The 23,534-nt window shown below is 38.4% G+C and carries 23 protein-coding genes; 10 read left to right on the top strand and 13 right to left on the bottom strand.

Annotation, left to right across the window (positions count from 1 at the left end):
* Positions 1–418: 418 nt before the first annotated feature.
* From V1L66_RS19570 to csaB, 5 genes are all read left to right on the top strand, one after another.
* Positions 419–2,269: an S-layer homology domain-containing protein gene (locus V1L66_RS19570; protein ID WP_333006215.1), complete on the top strand. Its 1,851-nt coding sequence runs from the start codon at positions 419–421 to the stop codon at positions 2,267–2,269.
* Positions 2,270–2,612: 343 nt separating this feature from the next.
* The gene (locus V1L66_RS19575; RefSeq protein ID WP_026023336.1) at positions 2,613–3,353 is read left to right on the top strand and encodes a WecB/TagA/CpsF family glycosyltransferase; all 741 of its coding nucleotides are present in this window, start codon (positions 2,613–2,615) and stop codon (positions 3,351–3,353) included.
* Positions 3,350–4,906: a polysaccharide biosynthesis protein gene (locus V1L66_RS19580; RefSeq protein WP_333006216.1), complete on the top strand. Its 1,557-nt coding sequence runs from the start codon at positions 3,350–3,352 to the stop codon at positions 4,904–4,906. The genes V1L66_RS19575 and V1L66_RS19580 overlap by 4 nt, the downstream gene beginning before the upstream one ends.
* A gap of 20 nt (positions 4,907–4,926) precedes the next feature.
* Complete coding sequence (locus V1L66_RS19585; protein WP_333006217.1) at positions 4,927–6,840, top strand: DUF5693 family protein; 1,914 nt, start codon at positions 4,927–4,929, stop codon at positions 6,838–6,840.
* Complete coding sequence (gene csaB, locus V1L66_RS19590; protein WP_333006218.1) at positions 6,840–7,919, top strand: polysaccharide pyruvyl transferase CsaB; 1,080 nt, start codon at positions 6,840–6,842, stop codon at positions 7,917–7,919. The genes V1L66_RS19585 and csaB overlap by 1 nt, the downstream gene beginning before the upstream one ends.
* 40 nt (positions 7,920–7,959) lie before the next feature.
* On the opposite strand, the gene V1L66_RS19595 is transcribed toward csaB, so the two are convergent.
* Together V1L66_RS19595 and V1L66_RS19600 are read right to left on the bottom strand one after the other, a co-directional pair.
* Entirely contained in the window at positions 7,960–8,790 is an 831-nt protein-coding gene (locus V1L66_RS19595; RefSeq protein ID WP_036076112.1) for a flagellin, read from the bottom strand.
* A 171-nt stretch (positions 8,791–8,961) separates the two neighbouring features.
* Complete coding sequence (locus V1L66_RS19600; RefSeq protein ID WP_333006219.1) at positions 8,962–9,438, bottom strand: transcriptional regulator; 477 nt, start codon at positions 9,436–9,438, stop codon at positions 8,962–8,964.
* 205 nt (positions 9,439–9,643) lie between these two features.
* Between V1L66_RS19600 and V1L66_RS19605 the strand changes: the two genes are divergently transcribed.
* The 3 genes from V1L66_RS19605 to V1L66_RS19615 are packed head-to-tail and all read left to right on the top strand — an operon-like array spanning position 9,644 to position 14,168.
* Positions 9,644–11,218, top strand: a complete 1,575-nt coding sequence (locus V1L66_RS19605; RefSeq protein WP_333006220.1) for a hypothetical protein — start codon at positions 9,644–9,646, stop codon at positions 11,216–11,218.
* Positions 11,215–13,980 (top strand): DEAD/DEAH box helicase, encoded by a 2,766-nt coding sequence (locus tag V1L66_RS19610; protein WP_333006221.1) that lies wholly within the window; start codon positions 11,215–11,217, stop codon positions 13,978–13,980. Before V1L66_RS19605 ends, V1L66_RS19610 begins: the two co-directional genes overlap by 4 nt.
* A gap of 2 nt (positions 13,981–13,982) precedes the next feature.
* Positions 13,983–14,168, top strand: coding sequence for a hypothetical protein (locus V1L66_RS19615; protein ID WP_333006222.1), 186 nt, complete (start codon positions 13,983–13,985; stop codon positions 14,166–14,168).
* A 56-nt stretch (positions 14,169–14,224) separates the two neighbouring features.
* Here the strand turns inward: V1L66_RS19615 and V1L66_RS19620 are convergent, their stop codons facing one another.
* On the bottom strand, positions 14,225–14,623 hold the full coding sequence (locus tag V1L66_RS19620; RefSeq protein ID WP_016991811.1) for a single-stranded DNA-binding protein: 399 nt from the start codon (positions 14,621–14,623) through the stop codon (positions 14,225–14,227).
* Between the two features lie 297 nt (positions 14,624–14,920).
* On the opposite strand from V1L66_RS19620, the gene V1L66_RS19625 reads away from it, so the two are divergent.
* Complete coding sequence (locus V1L66_RS19625) at positions 14,921–15,346, top strand: YwpF family protein (protein WP_274771552.1); 426 nt, start codon at positions 14,921–14,923, stop codon at positions 15,344–15,346.
* 85 nt (positions 15,347–15,431) lie between these two features.
* On the top strand, positions 15,432–16,400 hold the full coding sequence (locus V1L66_RS19630) for a nuclease-related domain-containing protein (RefSeq protein ID WP_333006237.1): 969 nt from the start codon (positions 15,432–15,434) through the stop codon (positions 16,398–16,400).
* A gap of 216 nt (positions 16,401–16,616) precedes the next feature.
* Here the strand turns inward: V1L66_RS19630 and V1L66_RS19635 are convergent, their stop codons facing one another.
* The 10 genes from V1L66_RS19635 to spoIID form a co-directional block, all read right to left on the bottom strand.
* Positions 16,617–17,042 carry a hypothetical protein gene (locus V1L66_RS19635; RefSeq protein WP_036076101.1) on the bottom strand — a complete coding sequence of 142 codons (426 nt, stop codon included), beginning with the start codon at positions 17,040–17,042 and terminating at the stop codon, positions 16,617–16,619.
* 109 nt (positions 17,043–17,151) lie between these two features.
* Positions 17,152–17,535: a hypothetical protein gene (locus V1L66_RS19640; protein ID WP_016991807.1), complete on the bottom strand. Its 384-nt coding sequence runs from the start codon at positions 17,533–17,535 to the stop codon at positions 17,152–17,154.
* A gap of 147 nt (positions 17,536–17,682) precedes the next feature.
* A complete protein-coding gene (gene fabZ / locus V1L66_RS19645; RefSeq protein WP_016991806.1) occupies positions 17,683–18,126 on the bottom strand; it encodes a 3-hydroxyacyl-ACP dehydratase FabZ in 444 nt (147 codons plus the stop codon).
* 56 nt (positions 18,127–18,182) lie between these two features.
* Positions 18,183–18,473: a DNA-directed RNA polymerase subunit beta gene (locus tag V1L66_RS19650; RefSeq protein ID WP_036076100.1), complete on the bottom strand. Its 291-nt coding sequence runs from the start codon at positions 18,471–18,473 to the stop codon at positions 18,183–18,185.
* A 47-nt stretch (positions 18,474–18,520) separates the two neighbouring features.
* Positions 18,521–19,360, bottom strand: a complete 840-nt coding sequence (locus V1L66_RS19655) for a flagellar hook-basal body protein (RefSeq protein ID WP_312123841.1) — start codon at positions 19,358–19,360, stop codon at positions 18,521–18,523.
* Between the two features lie 24 nt (positions 19,361–19,384).
* Positions 19,385–20,218: a flagellar hook-basal body protein gene (locus V1L66_RS19660; protein WP_333006223.1), complete on the bottom strand. Its 834-nt coding sequence runs from the start codon at positions 20,216–20,218 to the stop codon at positions 19,385–19,387.
* Between the two features lie 21 nt (positions 20,219–20,239).
* Positions 20,240–21,235, bottom strand: a complete 996-nt coding sequence (locus tag V1L66_RS19665) for a rod shape-determining protein (RefSeq protein ID WP_036076094.1) — start codon at positions 21,233–21,235, stop codon at positions 20,240–20,242.
* Between the two features lie 210 nt (positions 21,236–21,445).
* Positions 21,446–21,706, bottom strand: coding sequence for a sporulation transcriptional regulator SpoIIID (locus V1L66_RS19670; RefSeq protein WP_004269485.1), 261 nt, complete (start codon positions 21,704–21,706; stop codon positions 21,446–21,448).
* Positions 21,707–21,862: 156 nt separating this feature from the next.
* Positions 21,863–22,540 (bottom strand): M23 family metallopeptidase, encoded by a 678-nt coding sequence (locus V1L66_RS19675; protein WP_016991803.1) that lies wholly within the window; start codon positions 22,538–22,540, stop codon positions 21,863–21,865.
* Between the two features lie 37 nt (positions 22,541–22,577).
* A complete protein-coding gene (gene spoIID / locus V1L66_RS19680; protein WP_036076092.1) occupies positions 22,578–23,516 on the bottom strand; it encodes a stage II sporulation protein D in 939 nt (312 codons plus the stop codon).
* Positions 23,517–23,534 lie beyond the last annotated feature (18 nt).

Below are 23,534 nucleotides of genomic sequence, written 5' to 3' on the forward strand. Positions count from 1 at the left end.
TTTTCCTAAATTCAAGCACTGGGACATAAATTTAGTTATGAAAGCTTATTTTACCATACCTATTAAGGTATTTAATAGATTCCAATAAGCTACCATCTATTTATTGCCTAAAATGTATTGGTAACATATAGTTCCGTTACCTATTATACCTTACTCTCAATAATAACCAAGCATTTTCTGGAATGGTTACTAAATTGTCAAAAATTAAAGACTCCCGTAATATTTTAGTTATAATTGTAAAGAAACAGAAATATAGAAGGCGTTTCTTAGCGAATTCTGCCTCTTTCCCACCGACTTTATGAGTTTCTTCTTTATTAAGTAAATAATGTCCCCATGTTGTAATAATAGATTGCCACTTTTTATGCTACACTTTTGATAGTTTGATAGAACATATCAGCTATTGAAGGGAGCTTAAAAAATGAAACGTAAATTTCCTCTTTATGGGGCCGTGCTGGCAGGCATGTTATATCTTGCGCCAACTTCCGCTTTAGCAGAAGATATTTCAAAGCACTGGGCCTACCATGAAATGAACTATCTTATTACCAACGATTTAATGAAGGGTGATGAATTCGGCAATTATCGTCCGAATGATGCTGTCACTCGTGCTGAATTTGCAGCCTTTCTTGTTAGAACACTGAACTTGCCAGCGGCTTCTAGTCAGGCAACCTTTACAGATGTTAAAAAAGGTGACTGGTATTACGGAGTAGTCGAGCAAGCAAGCTATCACGGGCTAATTAAAGGTGATGAGCAAGGCAAATTCCATCCGAATAATCACATTAATCGTCAGGAAATGGCGGCTATGTTAAAAAGAGCTCTTACTTATCAAAACATCAATACTTCTTCCTCCCCTATTGCTTTTAGTGATAATGCGCGCATTGCCAAATGGGCCTATGCAGATGTACAAGCTGTCGTCACAACAGGACTACTTGTTGGGAAGCCAAATAATCAATTTGCACCTCTTGCTCAAACAACTCGTGCTGAGGCAGCTACCGTGCTCTATCGTTTAATCCATCTAGAGGCGCCTGGGGCAGGTGGTAAGCAATACATGACGACGAATTACTCACATGATTACTCTTCTGTAGTGAGTAAACAAACAATGAATAATCCAAAGGTCGATGGTGCTGGCATTTTCACGGCTAGCGAGGCACTAGTGTCATACTATGTACACCCAAAAAGCTTTATGCAGGATAGCCCATCTTATTATCAATTCCTAAAATTATCTACTGTCGTTAATAACCTGAGTGCAAAAGAGCTGAACGATAAAGTACTTGCGAATAAAGGTAGCTTAGCAGGTACAGCGGATGCCTTTATCCAGGCTGGTGTAGACAATAAGATCAATGCTATTTATTTAGTCTCCCATGCCTTGCATGAAACAGCCAATGGGGCTTCTGCACTTATTAAAGGGATCGAGGTTGGCTTAGATACAAATGGCAAACCGATGATGGCGACACCAGAAAATCGCGATAAATTAACTGCTATTAAGACAACCTACAATGCTTACGGTATTGGCGCTATTGATGCTGATGCTAATAAGTATGGTGCGGAGCGTGCTTATACAAATGGATGGTTTACTGTTCAGGATGCTATTATCGGAGGTGCCCAATTTGTAAAGGATCAGTATATTAGCAAGGGTCAGGATACGCTTTATAAAATGCGTTGGAATCCTGATAATCCGACAGTCCACCAGTATGCAACACATGTGATGTGGGCTGTCATTCAAGCGAAGAAGATCTATGATATTTATGAATTAATTGGTGCTCATACGACAACTAACCTAGTGTTTGATGTGCCTGCATATCAAAGTCAATCTTCCGCTCCTTCATTACCGAGTCCATCGAAGCAATACGCATTGGATTTAGGGTTAGCTGGAGCAGCAGGTAAAACGACGATTAATCTCAATATGAGAACGTATCCGAATACAGCAGATAATGCTTCGATTATTACGAATTTGCCAAAGGATACCTCCTTTAAAGTTCTTGGTGAAAATGGTGGTTGGTTGAAAGTAAGTGTCAATGGACAAGAGGGCTGGGTGCTTGATGATTATGTGAGTCTTGAAAATGGCTTACAAATTGTCAATATGAACATTACACTCAATGTTCGAAGCGAACCATCTACTACAAGTGCTATTTTAGGTACTGTTAAACCAAATGGCTTTATTATCGGTGTTGTAGACGATAAAGGTGAGTTTATAAAAAATGGTGCCTGGTATCAGGTGCTTTACAACGGAAAAACAGGCTGGGTCCATGGCGATTATATTGTAAAAAAATGATTTTAATAGGATGCGCAAAACAAGAGTGCGATGATGATTCGCACTCTTTTTGTTAGTCATTTTTTATCACCTAGATGAAAGCGCTATATAATAGAAGAAACTCGAAATTTTAGGATATAATTTTCAAACTATCCTCCTAAAATTTAGTAGTTATCTACGTCAAAATAGTGTCCTAAAAAAGCTTAATAGGCGTGTGCTATTTCCTTTAACATTCGTTCAGTTATTAACGCTATACCCTAGTTAGTCCCCGTTAAACCCATTATCGAAAATTTCCTGTCAATATTGCTTTTATGGTATGATAGATTGCAGTGAAAATGGAATTACAGAAAGGTTTGAACACTATATGAGGCATGTAACGATTATGGGCATACCCTTTTTACATATTGGTCAGCAAGGGTTTGTTGATTTACTCGTTAATCGTATTGAACAGCAAGAAAAAACTTTCGTTGTGACAGCCAATCCTGAAGTTGTCATGCAGGCAAATGAAAATCCAACTGTCATGAATTACTTAAAGCAGGCAACTTACATTTGTGCGGATGGCATTGGTGTCGTTAAGGCAGCACAAATCCTTGGTGATTCACTTCCAGAGCGTGTAACAGGCTATGATACGATGGTACGCCTGTTGGAAGTTGGTCAGCAAAAGCGTTTTAAAATCTATTTATTAGGTGCTCAAAAGGAAACCATCGAAAAGACGGTTGCCAATATTCATAAGAACTATCCAAACGTTGATGTCGTTGGCTATCATGATGGCTACTTCGACTGGAATAATAATGATTTTGCAAAAGAAATTGCAACTTTACAGCCAGATCTTGTATTTGTGGCATTAGGTGTACCAAGACAGGAAAAATGGATAACGGAAAACCTTGAGAAATTTTCAAAGGGTGTATTTATCGGTGTAGGTGGCTCCTTCGATGTCATCGCTGGCACTGTAAAACGTGCTCCAGTACTTTGGCAAAAGTTAAATCTTGAATGGCTCTATCGACTGTTACGCCAGCCAAGTCGATTTGGCAGAATGCTTGTACTCCCACGCTTTGCTTTAAAGGTATTTGCATTAAAGCTTAAAGGTCAGGGCAAAACAAAATGAGTCAGTCAACATTTGTTAAAAGCACACTTATCCTAACGATAGCAACCTTACTTTCTAAAGTAATCGGTAGTATCTTCCGTATACCACTTCAAAATATTGCTGGTGATGAAGTACTCGGTATTTTTAGTCTTGTCTATCCTGTTTATATGGTAGCCCTTTATTTATCCGTTGCAGGTATCCCTATCGCTATTTCTAAGCTGATTGCGGAAGCCAAGACGAGTCAGGATACTGCCAAAATTAAGAAAATTTATGTGACTGCAAGAATCCTTGCATTATCCTTTGGCGTCATTAGTTTTACAATCATTTACGGCTTTTCAGAGCAGATAGCAAATGCACTTGGTGGGCCATCAACAGAGATCGCCTTAATTATTGTTGCCCTTACATTACTGGTAGCTCCTTATATGGCTGTCTATAGAGGATTTTTCCAAGGCTTTGGGGATATGCGACCTACTGCCATCTCGCAAGTGATTGAGCAGTTAGTACGTGTTGCGTTAATTTTAATCGTTGCTTATTTCCTAGTAGCAATGGATTATTCAAATGACATCGTAGCTGGTGGAATTATGGCAGGCTCTGTATTAGGAGCTCTAGGGTCACTTTTCTATTTACTCTTTAAATATTTCCGTTCTTCGGTAAAAGTGACGAGTAAGGAGAAATATTCTGGTAAGGATTTCTCTAAATACAGTAAAACCATTTTAAAAATTTCTATTCCAATTGCGATTGGTTCTGTCACAATGGCACTCTTTAACTTTGTTGATTCCTTTACGGTTACATATGGCTTAAGAAGTGCTGGTGCAGATGCGAGTGAAATTAGCTATCTTTATGGTATTTATGGTCGAGGACTAACATTAGTTCAAATTACGACTGTTTTTGCTTCTTCGATTATCTTGCCGCTTGTACCTTTGATTACAACGAAGCTAGCTGAGCGTAAATTGGATGAAACACGCACTATTATTGAGCAAACTCATCGTATGACACACCTTATTTCATGGCCAGCTGCGATTGGGCTACTAGCCTTAACCTTGCCTTTAAATCTAGCTCTTTTTAAAGACTTAGAGGGAAGCTTAATGTTAGCCATCATCAACCTTAGCTCTGTCTTTACATCTCTGACTTTACTTGGAACAGGTATTCTTCAGGGTATGAATGCTGCCAAAACAGGAGCCCTCATTATTTTGAGTGGTGTTGTCCTTAAGGTGTTTTCTAACATCTTCCTTATTCAGGCATTCGGTTTAGATGGTGCTGCCTATGCAACTTTGCTAGTGTATTTTGTGTTATTTATTGTGAATTCTGTCTTTATTTATCGTACGATTCGCTTTACTGTCCTTGGGAAAGATACGGTGAAAATGATTGTGTCTTCAATTGTAATGGGAGCAGCAGTTGGATTACCAACACTTTGGCTTGACTTTACACATTGGTCAAGAATGTTAGCTATGGGCTATCTAACTGTCGCAATCGTAGTTGGAGGGGCTCTTTACTTCCTTCTACTATGGCTAATGAAAGCTATTCATAAACAAGATTTAAAGAAAATCCCTGTTATCGGAAAAAGATTTTCATAAATAAGAGAGGTAGGACACTTATGTCAAAACAGAAATGGCTTTGGGGGATCATTGTTCTTTTACTCGTCGTTTCCTCTACAGGTATCATGATGAGGTGGAATGCAGAGCAATCGAATGATGCTTATGAGATTGTTATTCCCTATGATGAAATACAAACCGCAGAAAAAAATAGCGATCTAACAATGGATGAAATCCTTTCCTCCTTAAAGGATGCTGGGCTGAATACTGTGAGTCTAGAGCCCTTAACATTAAAGGAAATGGACAAACAAAACTTAATTACCGTTTATAAGGAAAGTGAGTTAGCAGCACAATTATTGTTTACACCATTTAAAGATGCTGTTGATATCTCAAATAGCGGATATTATATTCGAGTACCTGAAAATGAAAGCTACCAAAAGCTGATCATGGAGAGCGTTACACCAGAGGAAGTACAAATAGGTGAAGAAGCTTTTTATTTCCTTCCTGCTTCTAACCACAATTTTGATTTAAAAACACCGATTGGCTACGATCAGCCTGCGATTGACATGATTAGTAAGCATGGACTGGCTCATATCTTTAAGGTGGAAAATGCAGATAATGAAGTAGCTAATGAAAAGTTGGTTAATCAATTAGTCGCTTTAAAAGAGGCTTCAGCAGGCCGCTTACTTGGCCAAGGTGATGAAGCCATTGGATTTGGACAAGAAAACGGCAATCAATTAGTTGAAAAATTAAATGATGCTGGCTATTACTTCTACACAATTGAAAGTAACCCACTTAAAGGCGAAAGTAAAATCGCTCAAATGACGGATTACAATATGATTCGTTTGCATAGCATCAATGTGAACAGAGAGACTAAATTAAAGCTAAATGCAAGTATTGATCGTACAACACGAGCTGTCAAAGAGCGTAATATTCGCTCCATCTTCTATCATATTAAAACAACAGGCAATGCCAAAGAAAATGTTGAAGAAACGATTGATTACTTAAATGGTGTGCATGACACAATGCCAGATCATTTCAAAGCAGGTGAACCAAAGCTATTTGATAAAGTAGTAGTGCCAGCTTGGGTCACAGCATCCGTATTAGTAGCAGGTATTTTATTTACCTTTATCATTTCAGAATTAGTAAAATGGATGCCTCTTCGTATCGCGGCAGCTGGCTTTATGGCTGTATTAGCGATTGCGTACTTTATTCTGAAAAGTACTCTATTCTTACAAGCATTTGCACTCATTATTGCTGTCCTTGCACCAACCTATGCAGTCATCAAATCAGCGCAAGGTTCTACAAAGCTCTCTAACATAATTGTCCAATATTTAAAGGCAGTAGCAATTAGCGTTATTGGGATCATTATTGTCATTGGCTTATTGAATGGTAATGCTTTTATAACAGGCTTTGCTGTATTTAAAGGGGTTAAGCTAGTTTATCTTATTCCAATTATGGGTGTCTTATTATTTACAGTAATTGAGATGAACCGACTAGCTGATCAAAACATTAAGAACTCTTTATCCAATACGGTAACATTGTTAAATAAAGAATTAAAATATTGGCATGTGCTACTACTCATTGTATTGGCTGGTGTCGGATTATTTTACATTAGCCGAACAGGAAACTCTGGTTCTGTAAGTGATATGGAATTAGCCTTTAGACAATGGCTAGAAAATACATTGTATGTTCGACCAAGAACGAAGGAATTTTTAATTGGCTTCCCATTCTTCATTTTAGCGTTATATGTAATGGGTATTAATCGTAAATGGGGTAGTATTCTCCTTGTACCAGGTGTTATCGGTTTCCTATCCATCATGAATACATTTACTCACCTACACATCCCAGTAGCTGTTTCTGTGTTACGTACACTATACAGCGTATCTCTAGGTCTTGTAGTAGGACTAGTGTTTATCCTAATCTTCAAAATCGGTTATCGTTGGGTTTCTAAGGCAATCGCGAGGTGGTCATAATGCACGTTGTTTTATCTGGCTATTATGGATTTGATAATGTCGGAGATGATGCCATTCTACTGTCCATTATCCAATCATTAAAAAAGTGGCAAAGTGATATAGAGATCACGGTATTATCGAATAATCCAGCAGCTACTGAGCAAACATATGGTGTCAAAGCCGTTAATCGTTGGAAAATGAAAGAAATTCGCCAATTACTTAAAACAGCGGATGGACTGATTAGTGGTGGCGGTAGTCTTATGCAGGATCAAACAGGCATGAAAACTATTCCTTACTATGCGGGCGTTATTCAAATCGCAAAATGGTTGAAGAAGCCAGTATTTGTTTACGCCCAAGGTATGGGTCCGATTAATCATCCACTTAGTAAATTCATTGTTCGTACAGTCTTTAATAAGGTTGAGCAAATAACGGTTAGAGATAGAGCCTCTCTAGCTCTTTTAACAGAGATCGGTGTACGAAAAGAAACAAAGATCGTACCAGATCCTGTGATGGGATTAAACGGTAATAACTTTCATTGTGATTGGCTAGAAAGTGTTTCTTTATCAGCCGATAGCTATATCTCTGTAAGTGTTCGTGATTGGCCTTCCGCTGTTGCCTACAAAGAGAAAATTGCACATAGCCTAGATGAATTAGTGCGTCAGGGTGAGCAAATCGTCTTCCTCCCTATGCATGGTGAGCATGATTTTATCACTTCACAGGAAGTAGCAGCACTTATGAAGGAAAAGAGCTTAATTGCTCCTGCTGATTTATCCATTGAAGAAAAAATCGCAGTGATTGGTCAATCGCAACTATTAATAGGTATGCGACTACACTCCTTAATTTTCTCGGCAATCTATGCAACACCATTTATTGCGATTTCCTATGATCCGAAAATTGATGCGTTTGCTGATATCGTTGATCAGCCCGTCATCGGTCATGTTGAGGTTGATGATTGGAATGGTGTGACATTGTTTGAACAAGCTGTGGCAATCCTCGAATCCTATACAACGGTTCAAGAAAAAATGCGCCAGGCTGTCATCCCATTACAAGATGAAGCAACAGCAACAGCTAAATTAGCAATTGATGCTTTTTCAAAATAACCATTAAAAAATGATGAATTTCAAATAATATTGAAATTCATCATTTTTTTCCTACTTCTAATAATTTTAAAATGGATTGTGCCTGTTGCATATGCATAGCTAACACATATTGACCTGCCTGCATCAAAATTTGAGCCTTCACCATATTCATCATCTCTTTTGCAATATCTGCATCTCGAATACGAGACTCTGCTGCTTGTAAATTCTCTGCGGTGTTCACATTGGCATTATAGGCATGTTCCAAGCGGTTCTGATAGGCACCAAGTCGTGAGCGTTCGTTGGAAACACGTTTTAAGGCTTCATCCATTGAAGACATAGCTTTTTCCGCTTCCTCACGAGTAGCAATGGAAGCATCCTTCAATCCAAGTGCCTCGGACCCCATTCCATTGATAAATAATTCTATACTTTGCCCTGCATTGGCGCCTGCTTGAATCTTAATGCCATTTGTTTCATAATCCCCATTGAGTAATGTCTTCGTATTAAATTCTGTATCGGTCGATGTGCGCTGAATTTCCTTTTTTAATTCCTGAAATTCCAAATCTAACTTTTTACGATCATCATCCGTTAATGTATCATTGGCTGCTTCCACTGCTAACTCACGCATACGCTGAATCATGGCATGTGTTTCATTCAGTGCCCCCTCTGCCGTCTGCACAAGAGAAATACCATCCTGTATATTCTTAGCTGCCATATTCAAGCCACGAATTTGTGCACGCATTTTTTCAGAAATCGCCAGTCCAGCTGGATCGTCAGCCGCACTATTAATGCGATAACCCGAAGAAATTCGCAGCATAGCTTTACTCATCGCCCCATAATGATGATTCATATTATTCAGGATTGCCATCCCCGTTGCTGACCACTTACCAAGCATGATTTCACCACCTTCTTAACCTATATATCGGTCCATCATCTCATCTATTGACCTTTCTTGGAAATAGTTTCTAATTTTTTATGAGTTATTAACATATTATAGTTAATCAACTACATCATAAAAGCACCTGCTTGTCATTTATGAAAAGTAGGTGCTTACTGGACATGCCTTCTATTCAATTTTGAAACCCCCATGTTGATGGTTCTTTTGCTGTAGCAATTCGAAAAAGAGTGCTTTATCATTCTCTAGTAATGCTTGATCAATTAAATGATCCAAATTTCTGTCCTCTAGCTCTGCGATAAGCTGATCGATTTCGCCAACTGTCACAGTAGAAACCATCGGAATTTGTTGCTTTGGTGTAGCGCTTTCAAGTATTGGTGCTAAATGCTCATGTACATTGGTAATAAGCAATAGTTGATAAAGTGGTAATCGAATAAAGCGATTTCCTTTTTGGAAAACAAATACCTCAGATAAATTTTCAATCTGCTGTGTCTTCATGTTGATGATCATCTCTTTACCTTCTATGGGAATGAAATGGAAAATCTCATTCTCTTTTAAAATAGAGAAATATTGATAAGCAAATACGAGACGTAATTTATCTCCAGTAACTTTTGTGTAAAACGGCTTCATGTATTGAACTTGCATCATCCTTCATCCCTCCCTAGTTATCTGATTATTCAGATTTTAACACAAATCAAAAGCCTTGTTAACTATCTTTAACTCATTTTTTTCTTTCTGATCATTCAGCTTATCATTACTGCATTTTAATCGTATAATGGAAGGACAGTCTTTTTTTCCTTTTTTACAATTAACTATGTTAACTATAGCCATACATGATGAAAGGAGTGAGGTTATGGCATTGTCAATATCGCAATTAGCTAAGGAACATCAAGCATTTGTGCTGACTAAACTAAAAGAAGCTGAACAAGGGTTACATCCTTCCTCCACAGAAGATGAGGAACTAGTGCGCCGTGCTGTCTTTTCAGTAAGGAATAAATCCATTGTTTTTGAACGATTTAATGGAGCAAGTTCTATATTATATGCAAGTGTTCAAGATGTCAGACCCGCTTTTGTTGAAATTGATTTTTCCAAGGAAGAGCTACACTGTAGCTGTCCCCAAGCAAAATGGTGCCGACATCAAGTAGGTGCTTTACTCGCTCTCTACCAATATTTTGATTCTGTTCAAAATTGGTCGAGTGCTTGGCGTGCTCAAAAATCAGTTCAGTTAAAATCTTTAGCAGATGAACGCAGCCCGCAAAGCTGGTCGATGATGGTGGATGAGGTGATGAAACGATTATTACCGTCTGGGCGTATACTAGAGGGCTATGGGCTTTCCGCTGTAAGAACCGATGCTTTAGAGCGTCTTCGTCGGCATATGCCCTTTGAGCGTGAATGGCAACCCCTTTATAAGCTCTATATGGAACTAGCCATTTTAAATTCGATATGGCGGCATTTAAATGAAACACCTGGTCATTCTTTAGATTCATCTTATATGAAATATTTTATCGATCAAAGCACTCAATCTTTTGAGAGCATTCTCACAGAGCTTTCTAATCGGTCACGTCTGTTTGCGACTGATCCATTTTATGACGCCATCCAAGAGCTAGTAAGAGAATTTTTATTAGAACGACAAGGGCTTTTCGCCAACCGAATTCGTCTATACATGCTGCTATGGGCAGTGCTTTTTTATGAGAAGCCTCGACGTGAAAAGGAATTGGCATATATAAATAATCTTGATCACCCTTCAGCAGAAATTTCTCTACAATCGCTAAAATTATTATTTTATGTGCTATTACAGAAAGAGAATTTGCTGCTTGAAAGTTTGGCACAAATTGATTTACCACAAATGCAGGACTTGTTTGAACTGGCTACTTTTGCTCAACGTGCAGGAGAGTCCTATTCATTAGCAGTCATTTTACGAGCAATTTTACCTTTGACTGAAGTATTTCTACAGGAGGTCGTTCCGGTCGTTCAACGTGCCCAATACGTAAGGCAATTCCAACTTCTATTTGATGAGATCCAGCTTACGGAGGAAGAGGAAGCAATACTATACAGTGCCTTTGGTGTGTATGGACTACAGCCGTTCTCAAGTTTTTTAATTAAAAAAGGTCGCTATCGAGAATGGGCAGCCCTACATCAATTAAACCCATCCTCTCTATCCTATTTAGAAATGTGTGGATTAAAGGATGTATTGCAGATTGAACCTGCAACTGTTTTACCTTTATATCATGTCTATGCAATGGCTGAAATTGCTCAAAAATCACGCTTAAATTATAAACAGGCTGTGCGTATTTGGAAAAGTATGCGGAGTGCTGCAAAGCGAGCTGGCAAAGCAGCTTATTTTGAAACATATATGCAAACCATTCGTGCAGAATATAAACGACTACGTGCGTTACAAGAAGAAATTGAGAAAGGAAACTTAGTATGATGACAATAAATGCTCCTTCCCCTTTTTCCAAAACACAACAGCTCCGTATTGAAGTAGCTCGGGAAGGATATTTTACGTTGCAGGGTTTTACTGCAAATGGTGCAACAATTGATGTTGATACACTAATTTCTTCGCTATTCTTTACTTATGAGGCAAATGTTTATGGATTATTAACAAATCGGACTGATTATACAATTGAGGTTTCTACAGCTGAGTTACTAGATATTTTTTCAACAAGCTTCCAGCACCCTTTCATCAATTGGATTGGTGCAAATGAAGAAAGTATGGAATGGCTGAAAAAGGTATTCGCATTACAGGAATACTGGCAAGAGCCGTCCCTTTGGTCACATGCTGTGATTGCAGAGGATTTTTTATCATTAAGTTTCCCTATTGATCATATAGATTCAGCATTATTGGAAACAGCTGTACAGCAGAAGCTTTCTCAGGTTGGTCTAATACTAGCTGATTTACCAAAGTTACTACCTTTTTTCCTACGAGGTGGCTGGCCATTAGATCAAGCTCGTCAGGCTGGAGCCGTTTCCGTTTCTTTACGGTTAAGTGAGCCCGAAGAAGAGGCAGATGTATGGTTATTAGAAACGGTCCTAAGCACGGCTACAACCAAAAACTATTGGACACCTGCTATTCGTAAACAATCTTTACCTATAGAAGAGGCACTACCTACAAAATGGCGAATGTTTGCAACTGAAATTGCGCAGCAACAACAACAAATTGTAGAACTTCTATCCACTGATACGATCAATAGTGATATCTTTATTCGTGTGACACTGGAAGATTTAGAAGTTCGCTCATTCCTACGTGAAGATCTCGCTAGATTACAGGCCCTTGGTTTCGATGTTGTACTCCCAGCATGGCTAAAGGATTTAAAACAATCTAAAATTCGAGTACGCGTCACAACTAGCAATGTCTCTACAAGGAAGGTAGCAGGTTTAGATGATATTTTAACGTTTAAATGGCAATTTTCTATGAACGGACAAACGATTTCGGCTGAGCAATTTAAAAAGCTCGTGGATGAGAAACGTGAATTTATTCGTATTGGTACTGAATGGTTCCGAGTAGATGCCAATTGGATGCAAGAAATGCGTGAATTAATGCAGCAGGCAGAAGATGAAAGTTGGACTGTTCGAGAATTATTATTTAGAGAATTACCAGAAGACTTGTCTGCCCCTCTTGAGGAAGAGGATGCAGATGATGCACTGAGAGATGATCCAGTCTTTGCACTAGAAATACAACAATCATTAAAAGCATACATGGAGCAGCTTCTAGAGAAGAAAGGCTTGCCTGCCGTTTCAATTCCATTGTCCTTACAAACCGAATTACGTCCCTATCAATTAGAGGGCTATGAATGGTTAGCCTTTATGCGCCAACAAGGTTTCGGTGCATGTCTAGCTGATGATATGGGCCTTGGAAAAACGGTTCAATTGATTACCTATTTACTTCATATTTATGAGTCATCAACTGATTATACAAAGCCATCCATCATTATTTGTCCTACTTCAGTGCTTGGGAACTGGCAAAAAGAACTTGCTCGATTTGCCCCGTCTCTAATTGTGCATACACATTATCAAACAAATCGAGCAAAGGATGAAGAGTTTAAACAGCTAGTGACAGCAGAAAGACCACATGTCATTTTATCAACCTATGGTACTGTGTCACAGGATACTGAATTTTTACAGAATATCGATTGGGCAGCAGTTGTACTTGATGAGGCTCAAAATATAAAAAATATGCAAACATTACAATCAAAAGCCATTCGTAAATTGCTAGGTGACCATCACATTGCTCTCACTGGGACACCTGTAGAAAATCGTTTATCTGAGTTATGGGCTATTTTTGATTTTATTCATAAGGGCTATCTAGGTAGCTTTGGCCGCTTCAATGAAGAATTTATTTTGCCTATTGAACGGGACGAATCAGAGTCGCATAAACAGAAGCTTCGAGCAAAAATTCAGCCGTTCTTGTTACGTCGTACAAAGCGTGACCCACATTTACAGCTTAACTTACCAGATAAGCTAGAATCGAATGAATATTGTCCATTAACAACAGAGCAGGCTTCACTCTATGAGGGCTATATTTTAGAGACGCTTGATCAGCTAGAGCAATTAACAGGCTTTCAAAAAAAGGGGCGCGTCTTAAAGATGCTCAGTAAATTAAAGCAACTATGTAATCATCCTGCCTTATATTTAAAGGAACCTTTCGAGGATGCCAAAACAATGCTTGCACGTTCAACTAAGCTAGAGCGCATTGTACAAATGGCAGCAGAGATTGTGGACAATGGAGAGCAATGTCTCATCTTTACACAATATATTGGAATGGGACAATTACTACAGCATTGCTTTAGTGAATTATATAATGTAGATGCACCGTTTTTAACTGGTGCTATGCCTAAGCAGCAGCGAGACCGCTTAGTAGAGGCTTTCCAGGCAGGAGATTTCCCTATATTTATCCTTTCTTTGAAAGCTGGTGGAACAGGACTTAATCTAACAGCAGCCAATCATGTTTTACATGCAGATCGCTGGTGGAATCCTGCTGTTGAAAATCAAGCAACAGATCGTGCTTATCGCATCGGACAGACACAATTTGTCCAGGTCCATAAATTCGTGACAATTGGCACGATCGAGGAAAAAATTGATAAGATGCTGGTGCAGAAATCTGCATTATCCGAAGAGCTTATTCAGTCAAGCCAATGGTTGACCGAGTTAGAAGATCAAGAACTCCGCGATTTAATAACATTAGATATATAATAATGAAGATGCGCCAAGAGCAAATTCTTGGCGCTCTTTTAGTGGAACTTGCTACTTCTTTTCCCTACTTACTTCATCATTCATATTTAGTTGTGTTGAAAATCCCATTGCTGTGCGGTCTTCAGCAATGTTTATTATTAGGGGTACACATCACATTCCTTTCTGTCGTTACGGTGCAAGAAATATAAGGAGAATGGCGGATCAGACAATGAATATTCTCTTGCCCCGTATGTAAACTTTCTTGCTAAGGTAATACAAAATCCTTTAAGTGCTCTTGTTCATTCGGTGGCTGTGACGGTACAGTAACTGCTTCGTCACTATCTCTTTGTTTAAGTTGATAAAATCTAACATCCTCAACCACTACCTCTGTCATAAAAATCTTTGTGCTTTCCTCATTTACAAATGACCTTGTTTGAATACGGCCATTGGCACCGATTAACGAACCTTTACCGCAATATTTAACGATATTCTCTGCAAGCCTTCCCCAAGCTGTACAGAAAACAAAATCTGTATCTACTTCCCCTTGATTGTTTTTAAAATTACGATTAATGGCTAGTGAGAAATGAGTCTGCACACGATTTCCAGATAAGTAACGTAACACTGGGTCTTTTGTAAACCTTCCAACCAATCCGACTTGATTCATTCGTTCACCTCCTTTGTTTTTGATTGCTCTCATCTTACAAAATGATTCCAGCATTCGCAAAAATCAATATTGTTAATTTCCTTCAGTTATTGAGCATAAATTGGGTAAATTAGCAATTTTAATTTTCTATTTTTTATTAATTTTTTAACTGAATGCTTTAGGCTGTAATGGCAAATGCTATTTCATGAAATCTGCAATTTCGCAGTTTTTGAAAAATCGTCACAGGTGCGCATCACAAACAACTGCTACCTCATGTGTTATACTAAAAGAATGACAGACTTAGGAGGAATATACATATTGAAAACCTTTAAAATGCTTTCCTTTGACCTTGTCACAGAAGATGGCGTGCAACCATTCCCTTTAATCGATGGCATCATTATTAATCAGGAAAATAGCCATCAATCTTGGGTACTTGAATTGTTTATGGAAAAACAATATCGCTCAACCTTTGATGAGCTCTTAGCGAATGCTACAGTCTTCAATGTACGTGCAGTTATTTCATTTCCAGATAATGAACCTGCTCCTTTTCAGGTGATCGTACATACTGTTGAAGAAATCGGTGATCATGTTTCAGTACTATTAAAAGGTACTCTTAAAATTAAACGCTCAAAATATGCAGAACAATTACTTTCAGAGCTACTTGCTGAGGGCGTCTCTCTAGAGGATTTATTGGATCGCTTTACGCAAGATATGAAAAAGCGACCAAAATTAAAAAATGACTGACGATGCGAATTTTTGCATCGTTTTTTTATTGGACAAGCAGTAATTTTTTTGTACAATACAATTTAAAAAAGGAGGGTACTATTTGGTGATTACTATGAGGGAGAAGCCTTTACAATTATTATGGCTTGAGGCTTTGATGAGGCGCCTTTTAAAGGATGATGTAGAATTTCATTATTATCAAGAGCAGTATCGTCGACTAGCTGCAGGGTTTGCTGGCGAACAAAAAGTTGATCGCATATGGCATGAATTTATATACCCAAATACCTTTTTTGTCTTACATAATTTATGTCTTAATAACACTGCTCAACATCTGCATCAGATTGATACGCTTTTTATTTGTCCTCAATTTATGTTGGTTGTAGAAATCAAAAACATACATGGTCGTCTTGAATTTGATCAACACACACATCAATGCATACGCACAAGGGTTGATGGTACTGTTGAGGGATTTCCAAATGCTCTTATTCAAACAGAGCGTCATATACGATTTCTTAAAAATCTTATTGCAAGTTATTCCCTTCCTGTTGAAGGGGCTGTTGTTATAGCAAATCCTTCAACAATCATTGTCAATCCAGCTGGTACTCTCCCCATTTTTCATGCGTCCGGCCTTCATAAGTATCTTCAGTCGCTTTTTAAAAAGCACCCTAAAAAATTAATGACGGATAATCATTTAACCAAATTAGTGCACGTGCTACTTTCTAAACAGATGCTTCCTCAAATTCATACATCGATTGCCCCATCACGATTTCGACACGGTGTTCTTTGTCCAAAATGCGCCTATCAAAATAATATGTATTTCCATCGCGGCATTTGGAAATGTTCGTTTTGTCATTATAGGAGTATAGAAATTTTCGCAGAGGCTATGCTTGATTATCGGTTATTGATTAGTCATTCTATTACCAATAAACAGTTACGAACGTTTTTTAGAATTAGTTCTAACGATGCAGCTACTCGATTGCTACGGAAGTTTCAGTTTCCATATACCGGTACCTATAAGAATCGTGTTTACCATTTACCAGAAAATTTACTGGAGCATATGAAGAATTTTTTTTGATGGGGGTTTTGCTTAGCTTTTAGGTATTCACCCTGCTTCCGCTGGTATTCGCTTTGCTTCCGCTGGTATTCGCTTTGCTTCCGCTGGTATTCACTCTGTTTTCGCGGGTACTTACTCTGCTTCCGCGAGTATTAGGTCTGCTACCGCGGGTATTCACTTCGCTTTCCTCTAAATTGAAAAAAGAGTGTTTTCCACATAGGAAACACTCTTTTTATGTTATCGGTTGTTCATACCATCACGGTACTTTTCAGTGTTGTTAACTTTATCGTCGACAACATTATTATTGTTATTGCTGTTTATGTTGTCATTACGTTCAACACCGTTTACACCGTTTGCATTTGGTGTGTTGTCATAGCCGTTTGTGCTGTTGATATCAGCATTAGAACCAGGTGTTGTTGCTTCAGGTAATGTTGTATTATCGTTTACAGTACCTCGATCAACACCATTCCCATTTACATTATTGCGATCGTATGCATTATCTCGTCTATTCGGATCTAATGCATCCTCGACGTTGTCAACACCACGACGTACGTCATTCTCGGCTTCTCGAACAGGGTGATCTTCTACTGCATTATTTCCCCAGTTACAACCTCCAAGGAATGCAGTGGCAAGAATAATGGTTAAAAATGACATTTTCCACATAGTAAAAAACCTCCTTTCTTGGGTACTATGTCATCAAATACATTAGCTGTATTTGTGATCCTACATAGATTGCCCGAGAAAGGAGGGAACTATCCGATTTTTGTACAAACTATTTTTGTTTTTCTTTTAATAACTGTTCAATATATGCTGCCTCTGCTTTACAGTCGTAGCTATAGTTTGTGCCTAGCTCTTTTTGCAATGCTTCGATTGTTTCGATTTGCTGCGCTGTTGGTTCTTCATTTAAAATTTTGGCAATAACCTCATCGATTTTTTGTGCCATTTCTTCATGAAACTGTGCGCTCATCAATGTATCGGCAGGGATTTTTTCGATCCATGCGGCATTCTCCTGAAAATAAGTCTGCCAGCTTGCAATGAAGTCTTCCATGGAAAAGCGCTCTTCATCCCAACCAATACTTGCTAAGTATGCTTCAAAAGATGTTGAAATCGAACGAGTAATGCTAATTTTAATACCTGAAGACAATTCCTTATACATCTTAATAATCCTCCTACGTTTGTAAAACCTAAAAATTACATCTATTTCAATTCACAATCGCTTATTTACCATCGCAATTTAAGAACCTACTAATCTATTTTTGACTTGACTTTATCTATTTTATATCTTTTGGTCTACAAATGCAAATTAAGCTTGTTTAGGCTGTTCAGGCCCAATTGCAAATAGAATATCGGCCTCACATACAAGTTCTCCATCTACAGTTGCTACACCATGACCTTTACCCATTGCGCCACGAAGTTTTACAAACTCCACTTCCAATTTAAGTTGGTCGCCTGGTACGACTTGACGCTTGAAACGACAATTATCAACACCCGTTAAAAATGCTAAACGGCCCTTAAATTCTTCTGCATTTAATAAAGCCACTCCACCTACTTGAGCTAAAGCTTCCACAATTAACACACCTGGCATAACTGGATAACCTGGGAAGTGCCCATTAAAAAAATCTTCGTTGATTGAAACGTTTTTTAATCCTACTGCACGTTTCCCTTCTTCTAATTCAATGATGCGATCAACAAATAGAAAAGGATAGCGGTGTGGTAAAATTGCTTGAATTTGTTCTGCTGTTAACATGTCATTTCCCCCTCAAAAATTAAGTATGTATACACAAAGTAAGGTAAAGAATAATGTTATTCTTTACCATTCATAATATCAAATATATGCTGCCATGTTTCTCTTTTAAAAATATCCATAGCATTGCCTTCTCCAATAACGCTAAAGCCAAACATTGCGCCTAATGTTGCGGCAACAACGACTAAGATGAGAACAATTACAATGCGTAACCAAATCGGAATCAGTCGGATTTGCACCCATCGAACCTCGCGTTGCTCTCCAGTTGAGCGGCGTTCTTTCTTTTCTGGTTGCGGTTGCGTATCGGTTTCTTGTGTCGGCACAGAACGTCGACGTGAATCGTTTGTCATAGATTGTACTCCTCTTCATTCCTTACTATGCGTTTTTGGATGACTTCCTATCGAATGCCATTAATGAGTCCAAGCATTTGATCTGCTAATGTTACCGCTCTTGCGTTGAATTGATAAGAACGTTGTGTTTGAATAAGTTCTGTCATTTCCTTCGAGAGGTTAACATTGGACATTTCTAGTGTACCATTTTGCATGCCAATTTGCTGACGGTTCGCTCCAACAAGCTCTGTTAGAACTTCCGCCTGCGTATAGCCAAGTTCAGCTAAATTATTAGGTAATCCCATATAAGAACCAGCAACATTCTCCATTAATTGCGGCTTTTGGAATTCCGTTACAGCTAAATCTGTACGAATGACATTTCCATTTGGATAGGATGCTTCTAATACACCACCATCTCGAACAGCAAACTTTTGAACCGTGTCTGGTAATGTAATGGCTTGTCCTGCAGCGTTTGCTACAGGGTAGCCCTCTGCTGTTACAAGCATAACTGTTCCATTATTCAATGGAGATAAATAAAAGTCACCTTGTCGAGTATACACTGTTTCCGTTCCATTTTCACCATTTGGCATCAAAATATTGAAATATTGTTTCGCTTTTGTAAAAGCTAAGTCTAAATCACGATTAGTTGTTTGTAATGAACCTTGCTTTTCATTGGATTTAATTTGCCCAATCATTGCACCAGTTCCATAACGAATACCAACAGGTGTTTGACGTTCCGCACGATCCTGCTTATCATTATTAAATTGCTGATACAGTAATTCATTAAAGGATGCTTCCTTTGTTTTATAGCCCGTTGTATTACTGTTAGCAATGTTGTTACTAATTGTATCAAGTTTATTTTGTAATTGACCCATTGTGTTTGTAGCTGTAATCATTGTACGTAGCATTGATAAAAGCCTCCTGTTCGCCCATTAAATTTTTCCGATTTCATTCACAGCCTTTTCCATGCTACGATCATAGGCTTGTAATACTTTTTGATTTGCTTCAAATGCACGGTAGGCTGTCATTAAATCTGTCATTGTGCGACCAGAATCTACGTTTGACCCTTCTAAAAAGTTTTGACGTAGTGTAAAGGAAACACCATTCACGCCATAGGCTGTTGGTAAGTTCTCACCATTTTCTGTACGAATGAGGCCATTATCTTGTTTTTGTAGCATGTTCGGGTTTGCAGCAAATGATACCCCAACACGTGCTACTTGTTGATTATTTACAAAGATAGCGCCACTTTCATCTAAACGAAAATCATCATTTGGTAGCTGGATACGTTGTCCTGCATCATTTAGTACATATAATCCTTGACCGTTAACTAAATAGCCTTGACCATCTAACGTGAAATTACCATTACGTGTGTAAGCCTCACCACCAGCAGGATGCTCAAGTCGGAAGAAAATTGAACCTGTAACACCATCTTCATTTTGTGGTAAGTTTCCATCAATCAATGCCATATCTGTTGTAAAATCAGTGTTATAGATTTGGCCCTGTATGTAATTTGGTAATGTTTCTTGTAAATATGTCCCTGTATTTAAAGCTCCTACTTGACTCATATATTCAGCCCCGGCTTGTTGGTGAGCAGGAGCATTTGTTTTTCCAATGCTAGACATTAGCATGTCTGGGAATGAGCGAATAGTAGATTGGTCTGCCTTAAATCCTGGTGTATTCGCATTTGATAAATTATTGGTAAGTAATTCTGTTCTTCTTTGTTGCGTGATCATACCTGTTGCAACTGTATAAAATCCTTTAAACACAGAAATCACCTCATTTTAATTTTATAAGGATGCTGGCACACGATCAATATTCTCAAGCATGATACCTGTACCAATGGCTACACAATCCATCGGTCTCTCTGCAATAAAAACAGGTACCTTTAACTCTTCTATTAATAGCTGGTCCATTCCATGTAACAACGCACCGCCACCAGTTATAATTACTCCACGATCAATGATATCAGCTGATAATTCAGGTGGTGTTTTTTCTAAAACATTTTTAGCTGATTGAACAATCATCGCTACTGATTCATGTAGTGCACGTTCAATCTCCTCAGACTCAATTGTAATTGTGCGTGGTAAACCTGTTACCATATCACGGCCACGAATATCCATTGTATCATTACGACTACCTTTGAAAACTGTACCAATTGTTATTTTGATTGCCTCTGCAGTACGTTCGCCAATTAGCAATTTATATTCTTTTTTAATATATTGCAAAATATCGTTATCAAACACATCGCCTGCTACTTTAATGGATTCACTTGTTACGATATCACCCATCGATAGAACTGCGATATCTGTTGTTCCGCCCCCGATATCGACTACCATATTTCCACTTGGTTGGAAGATATCCATTCCAGCACCGATTGCTGCTACTTTTGGCTCTTCCTCTAAATATACTTTTTTACCACCCGATTTTTCAGCCGCTTCACGGATTGCCTTTTGTTCAACACTCGTAATATTCGTCGGACAGCAAATTAAAATGCGTGGCTTCGCCAAAAATCCTTTTACATTTAATTTATTGATGAAATGTCTTAACATCGCCTCTGTCACATCAAAATCTGCAATGACTCCGTCTCTTAATGGGCGAATAGCTGTGATATTCCCTGGCGTTCTCCCTACCATTTGGCGGGCTTCTTCCCCTACCGCTAATACTTTATTTGTCTTTTTATCGATCGCCACAACAGATGGTTCATTGAGGACGATCCCCTTCCCTTTAACGTGGATTAATACGTTCGCAGTTCCTAAGTCAATGCCAATATCTTTCGAAAACATTCTATAATTTCTCCTTCCCGCCAGTTCCAACTACATAACGTTCATTTTATCTCTTTATCTAGAATATTTTATCATATACTATTGGTAATTTCACCTAAATTTAGTGAATAAGACTGTTTTCTTTTTAGGTTGTGAACGGCTATAATATAGAATTACTATTCCTTAGAAAATCACCACTTATACTTGTCCAACACAACAAAAAAGAACGAATCATTCTTGACTCGCTCTTTCTTTCCACTTGTTTTTCGTTGCTTCTCCTCCGCGAATATGACGTACGGCCTTATGGTAGGCGAGTATTTCTTTCACTTGGTCAGCTAATCCTTCATGAATTGTTGGTAATCGCTCTGTTAAATCCTTGTGCACCGTACTTTTTGAATAACCAGTCATTTTCGCGAGGACACGCACAGTCTCACGCGTCTCAATCAGTAATTCACCGAGGCGTATGCAGCGCTTCCGAATGTGCTCATGCACGTTCTTCGTCCTTTCCACACAATTTCACAAAATGCTTTGGCAATCAGATGCACATTTGCGCATTTCTTCACCTTATGTGAGGACAAAGCTATTCAGAACACGTTTTGCATTTTCTTGATAAATTGCTGACTTTTTATGCGTTACTAGCTTTTCTCATTAAAAAGCTAGTAATTTTTTCGGATTGATATATTTTCCGTTTTCAAGAATTTCGAAATGCATGTGGACGCCAGCCGCTTGATTCCACTCGTTGTCAGTCGCTTTTCCTAATGCTTGACCTTGTGTAACCTCATCGCCTTCTTTAACAGCGATATCCTTCACAGAGCTATAATGTGTCTGCATACCATTTGGATGCTCGATCACGATCTTATTGCCTGTAAATGCGTCTAGTTTTACCTCTAGTACTTTACCACTCATAGCAGCTAGTACTTCAAATTCTTCGCCATTCATAGCAATAGAGATTCCTGAAGATGTAGTAAATGTTTGATTAAATACCATTAGTGCATTTTCACGAGACTCTTCATTTGCCTCTAACTCGTAAAATTCTTGTAAGACTTGTACTTTACTAAAATTCTCTTCTTTGAATGGATACTTCATGCTTTCAGTTCGTGCATTTGTTTCCACTACAGGACCTGGATCTACTTCAGCTAAATCTGGTAAAGGAGCCTCTTCTACTTTTGATACGAGACTATTGTAACCAAATAACAATCCTGCTAGAACAAGTGCACCACCTGTGTAAACTACTGGCCAAAACCACGGTTTCTTTTGTAATTGGCCATTTTCCTTTTGATTTGGATCTTGGTTTTGAGAAGCTTTGTTATTTTTATCCTCTCTCATTTTCATCACCTCTAGTTGCAGTGTGAACAACTAGAAGTTATTTTAAACATGCATCTATTTTTTTTATTTCAATATCTTGATAATAATAGTGTAAAATTTCGGCAGCTGTTTTCCCTTCATTTGCCATTGCCTCAGCTCCATACTGACTCATGCCCACTCCATGACCATAACCCTGAGTTTTCACTTGAACCTTTCTTTTATTGGCATTAAAGATGATAGTGAAATCAGTTGATGGAATACCAAGAAGCGTTCTTACCTCTCTCCCTGTCCAGACATTATTTCCTAATTGTAAACGCTCTACTCGCCCTGAGTCATTATAAAATAACTGGATACGATTAAAATCACTAGGTTGCCATTGGATAGGCCAGAGCTTATTCCATTGAGCTAAAGTCCACTCTTGCACAGCCTCAAACTTTGGTGATGCTTGATCTGATATACTTGCAACACTTTGCAAATATGGAATATCATTTCCACCATATCCATAAGCGCTTTCTGTTTTACCGTTACTTGTTGAATGAAACATGGCTGTAATCAATTCATTATTATAAAGAATAACTTGTCCTTGCGTTTCATTGATAGCTTCGACAATTTTCTTTTCATTTCCCAGGAAATTGCTAGCCCAATTCGCCTTTCTTTGCTCTTCATCATAGAAGACTTGCTTTGCCACAGTAGGAGCAATCGCAATTTTTCCGTAATTTGTCGTTTTCAACGCATATGTGCGTGCTGCAATGGCTTGTGCCTTCAGTGCCTCTTTTTTAAAAGAAACAGGCATTTCTGCAGCAACTACCCCTGTAATATACGTTTCCAAAGGGATTTTTTCTTCTTGCCCCTCCACTTCTATAAATATTTCACAAGCATTCTTATCACTAGCTTGAGGTTTGATAGCCTCTTGTCTTTCACTAAACCCTACTATAGGAAGCATATATAATGCCCCAATTAAGCAAATGACACCAATACTAATCATCCATTTTTTCATAAGGAATAATATGCTAGA

Origin of the sequence: Lysinibacillus sp. IITD104, assembly GCF_036698265.2 — a bacterium.
Classification (GTDB): Bacteria; Bacillota; Bacilli; order Bacillales_A; family Planococcaceae; genus Lysinibacillus; species Lysinibacillus boronitolerans.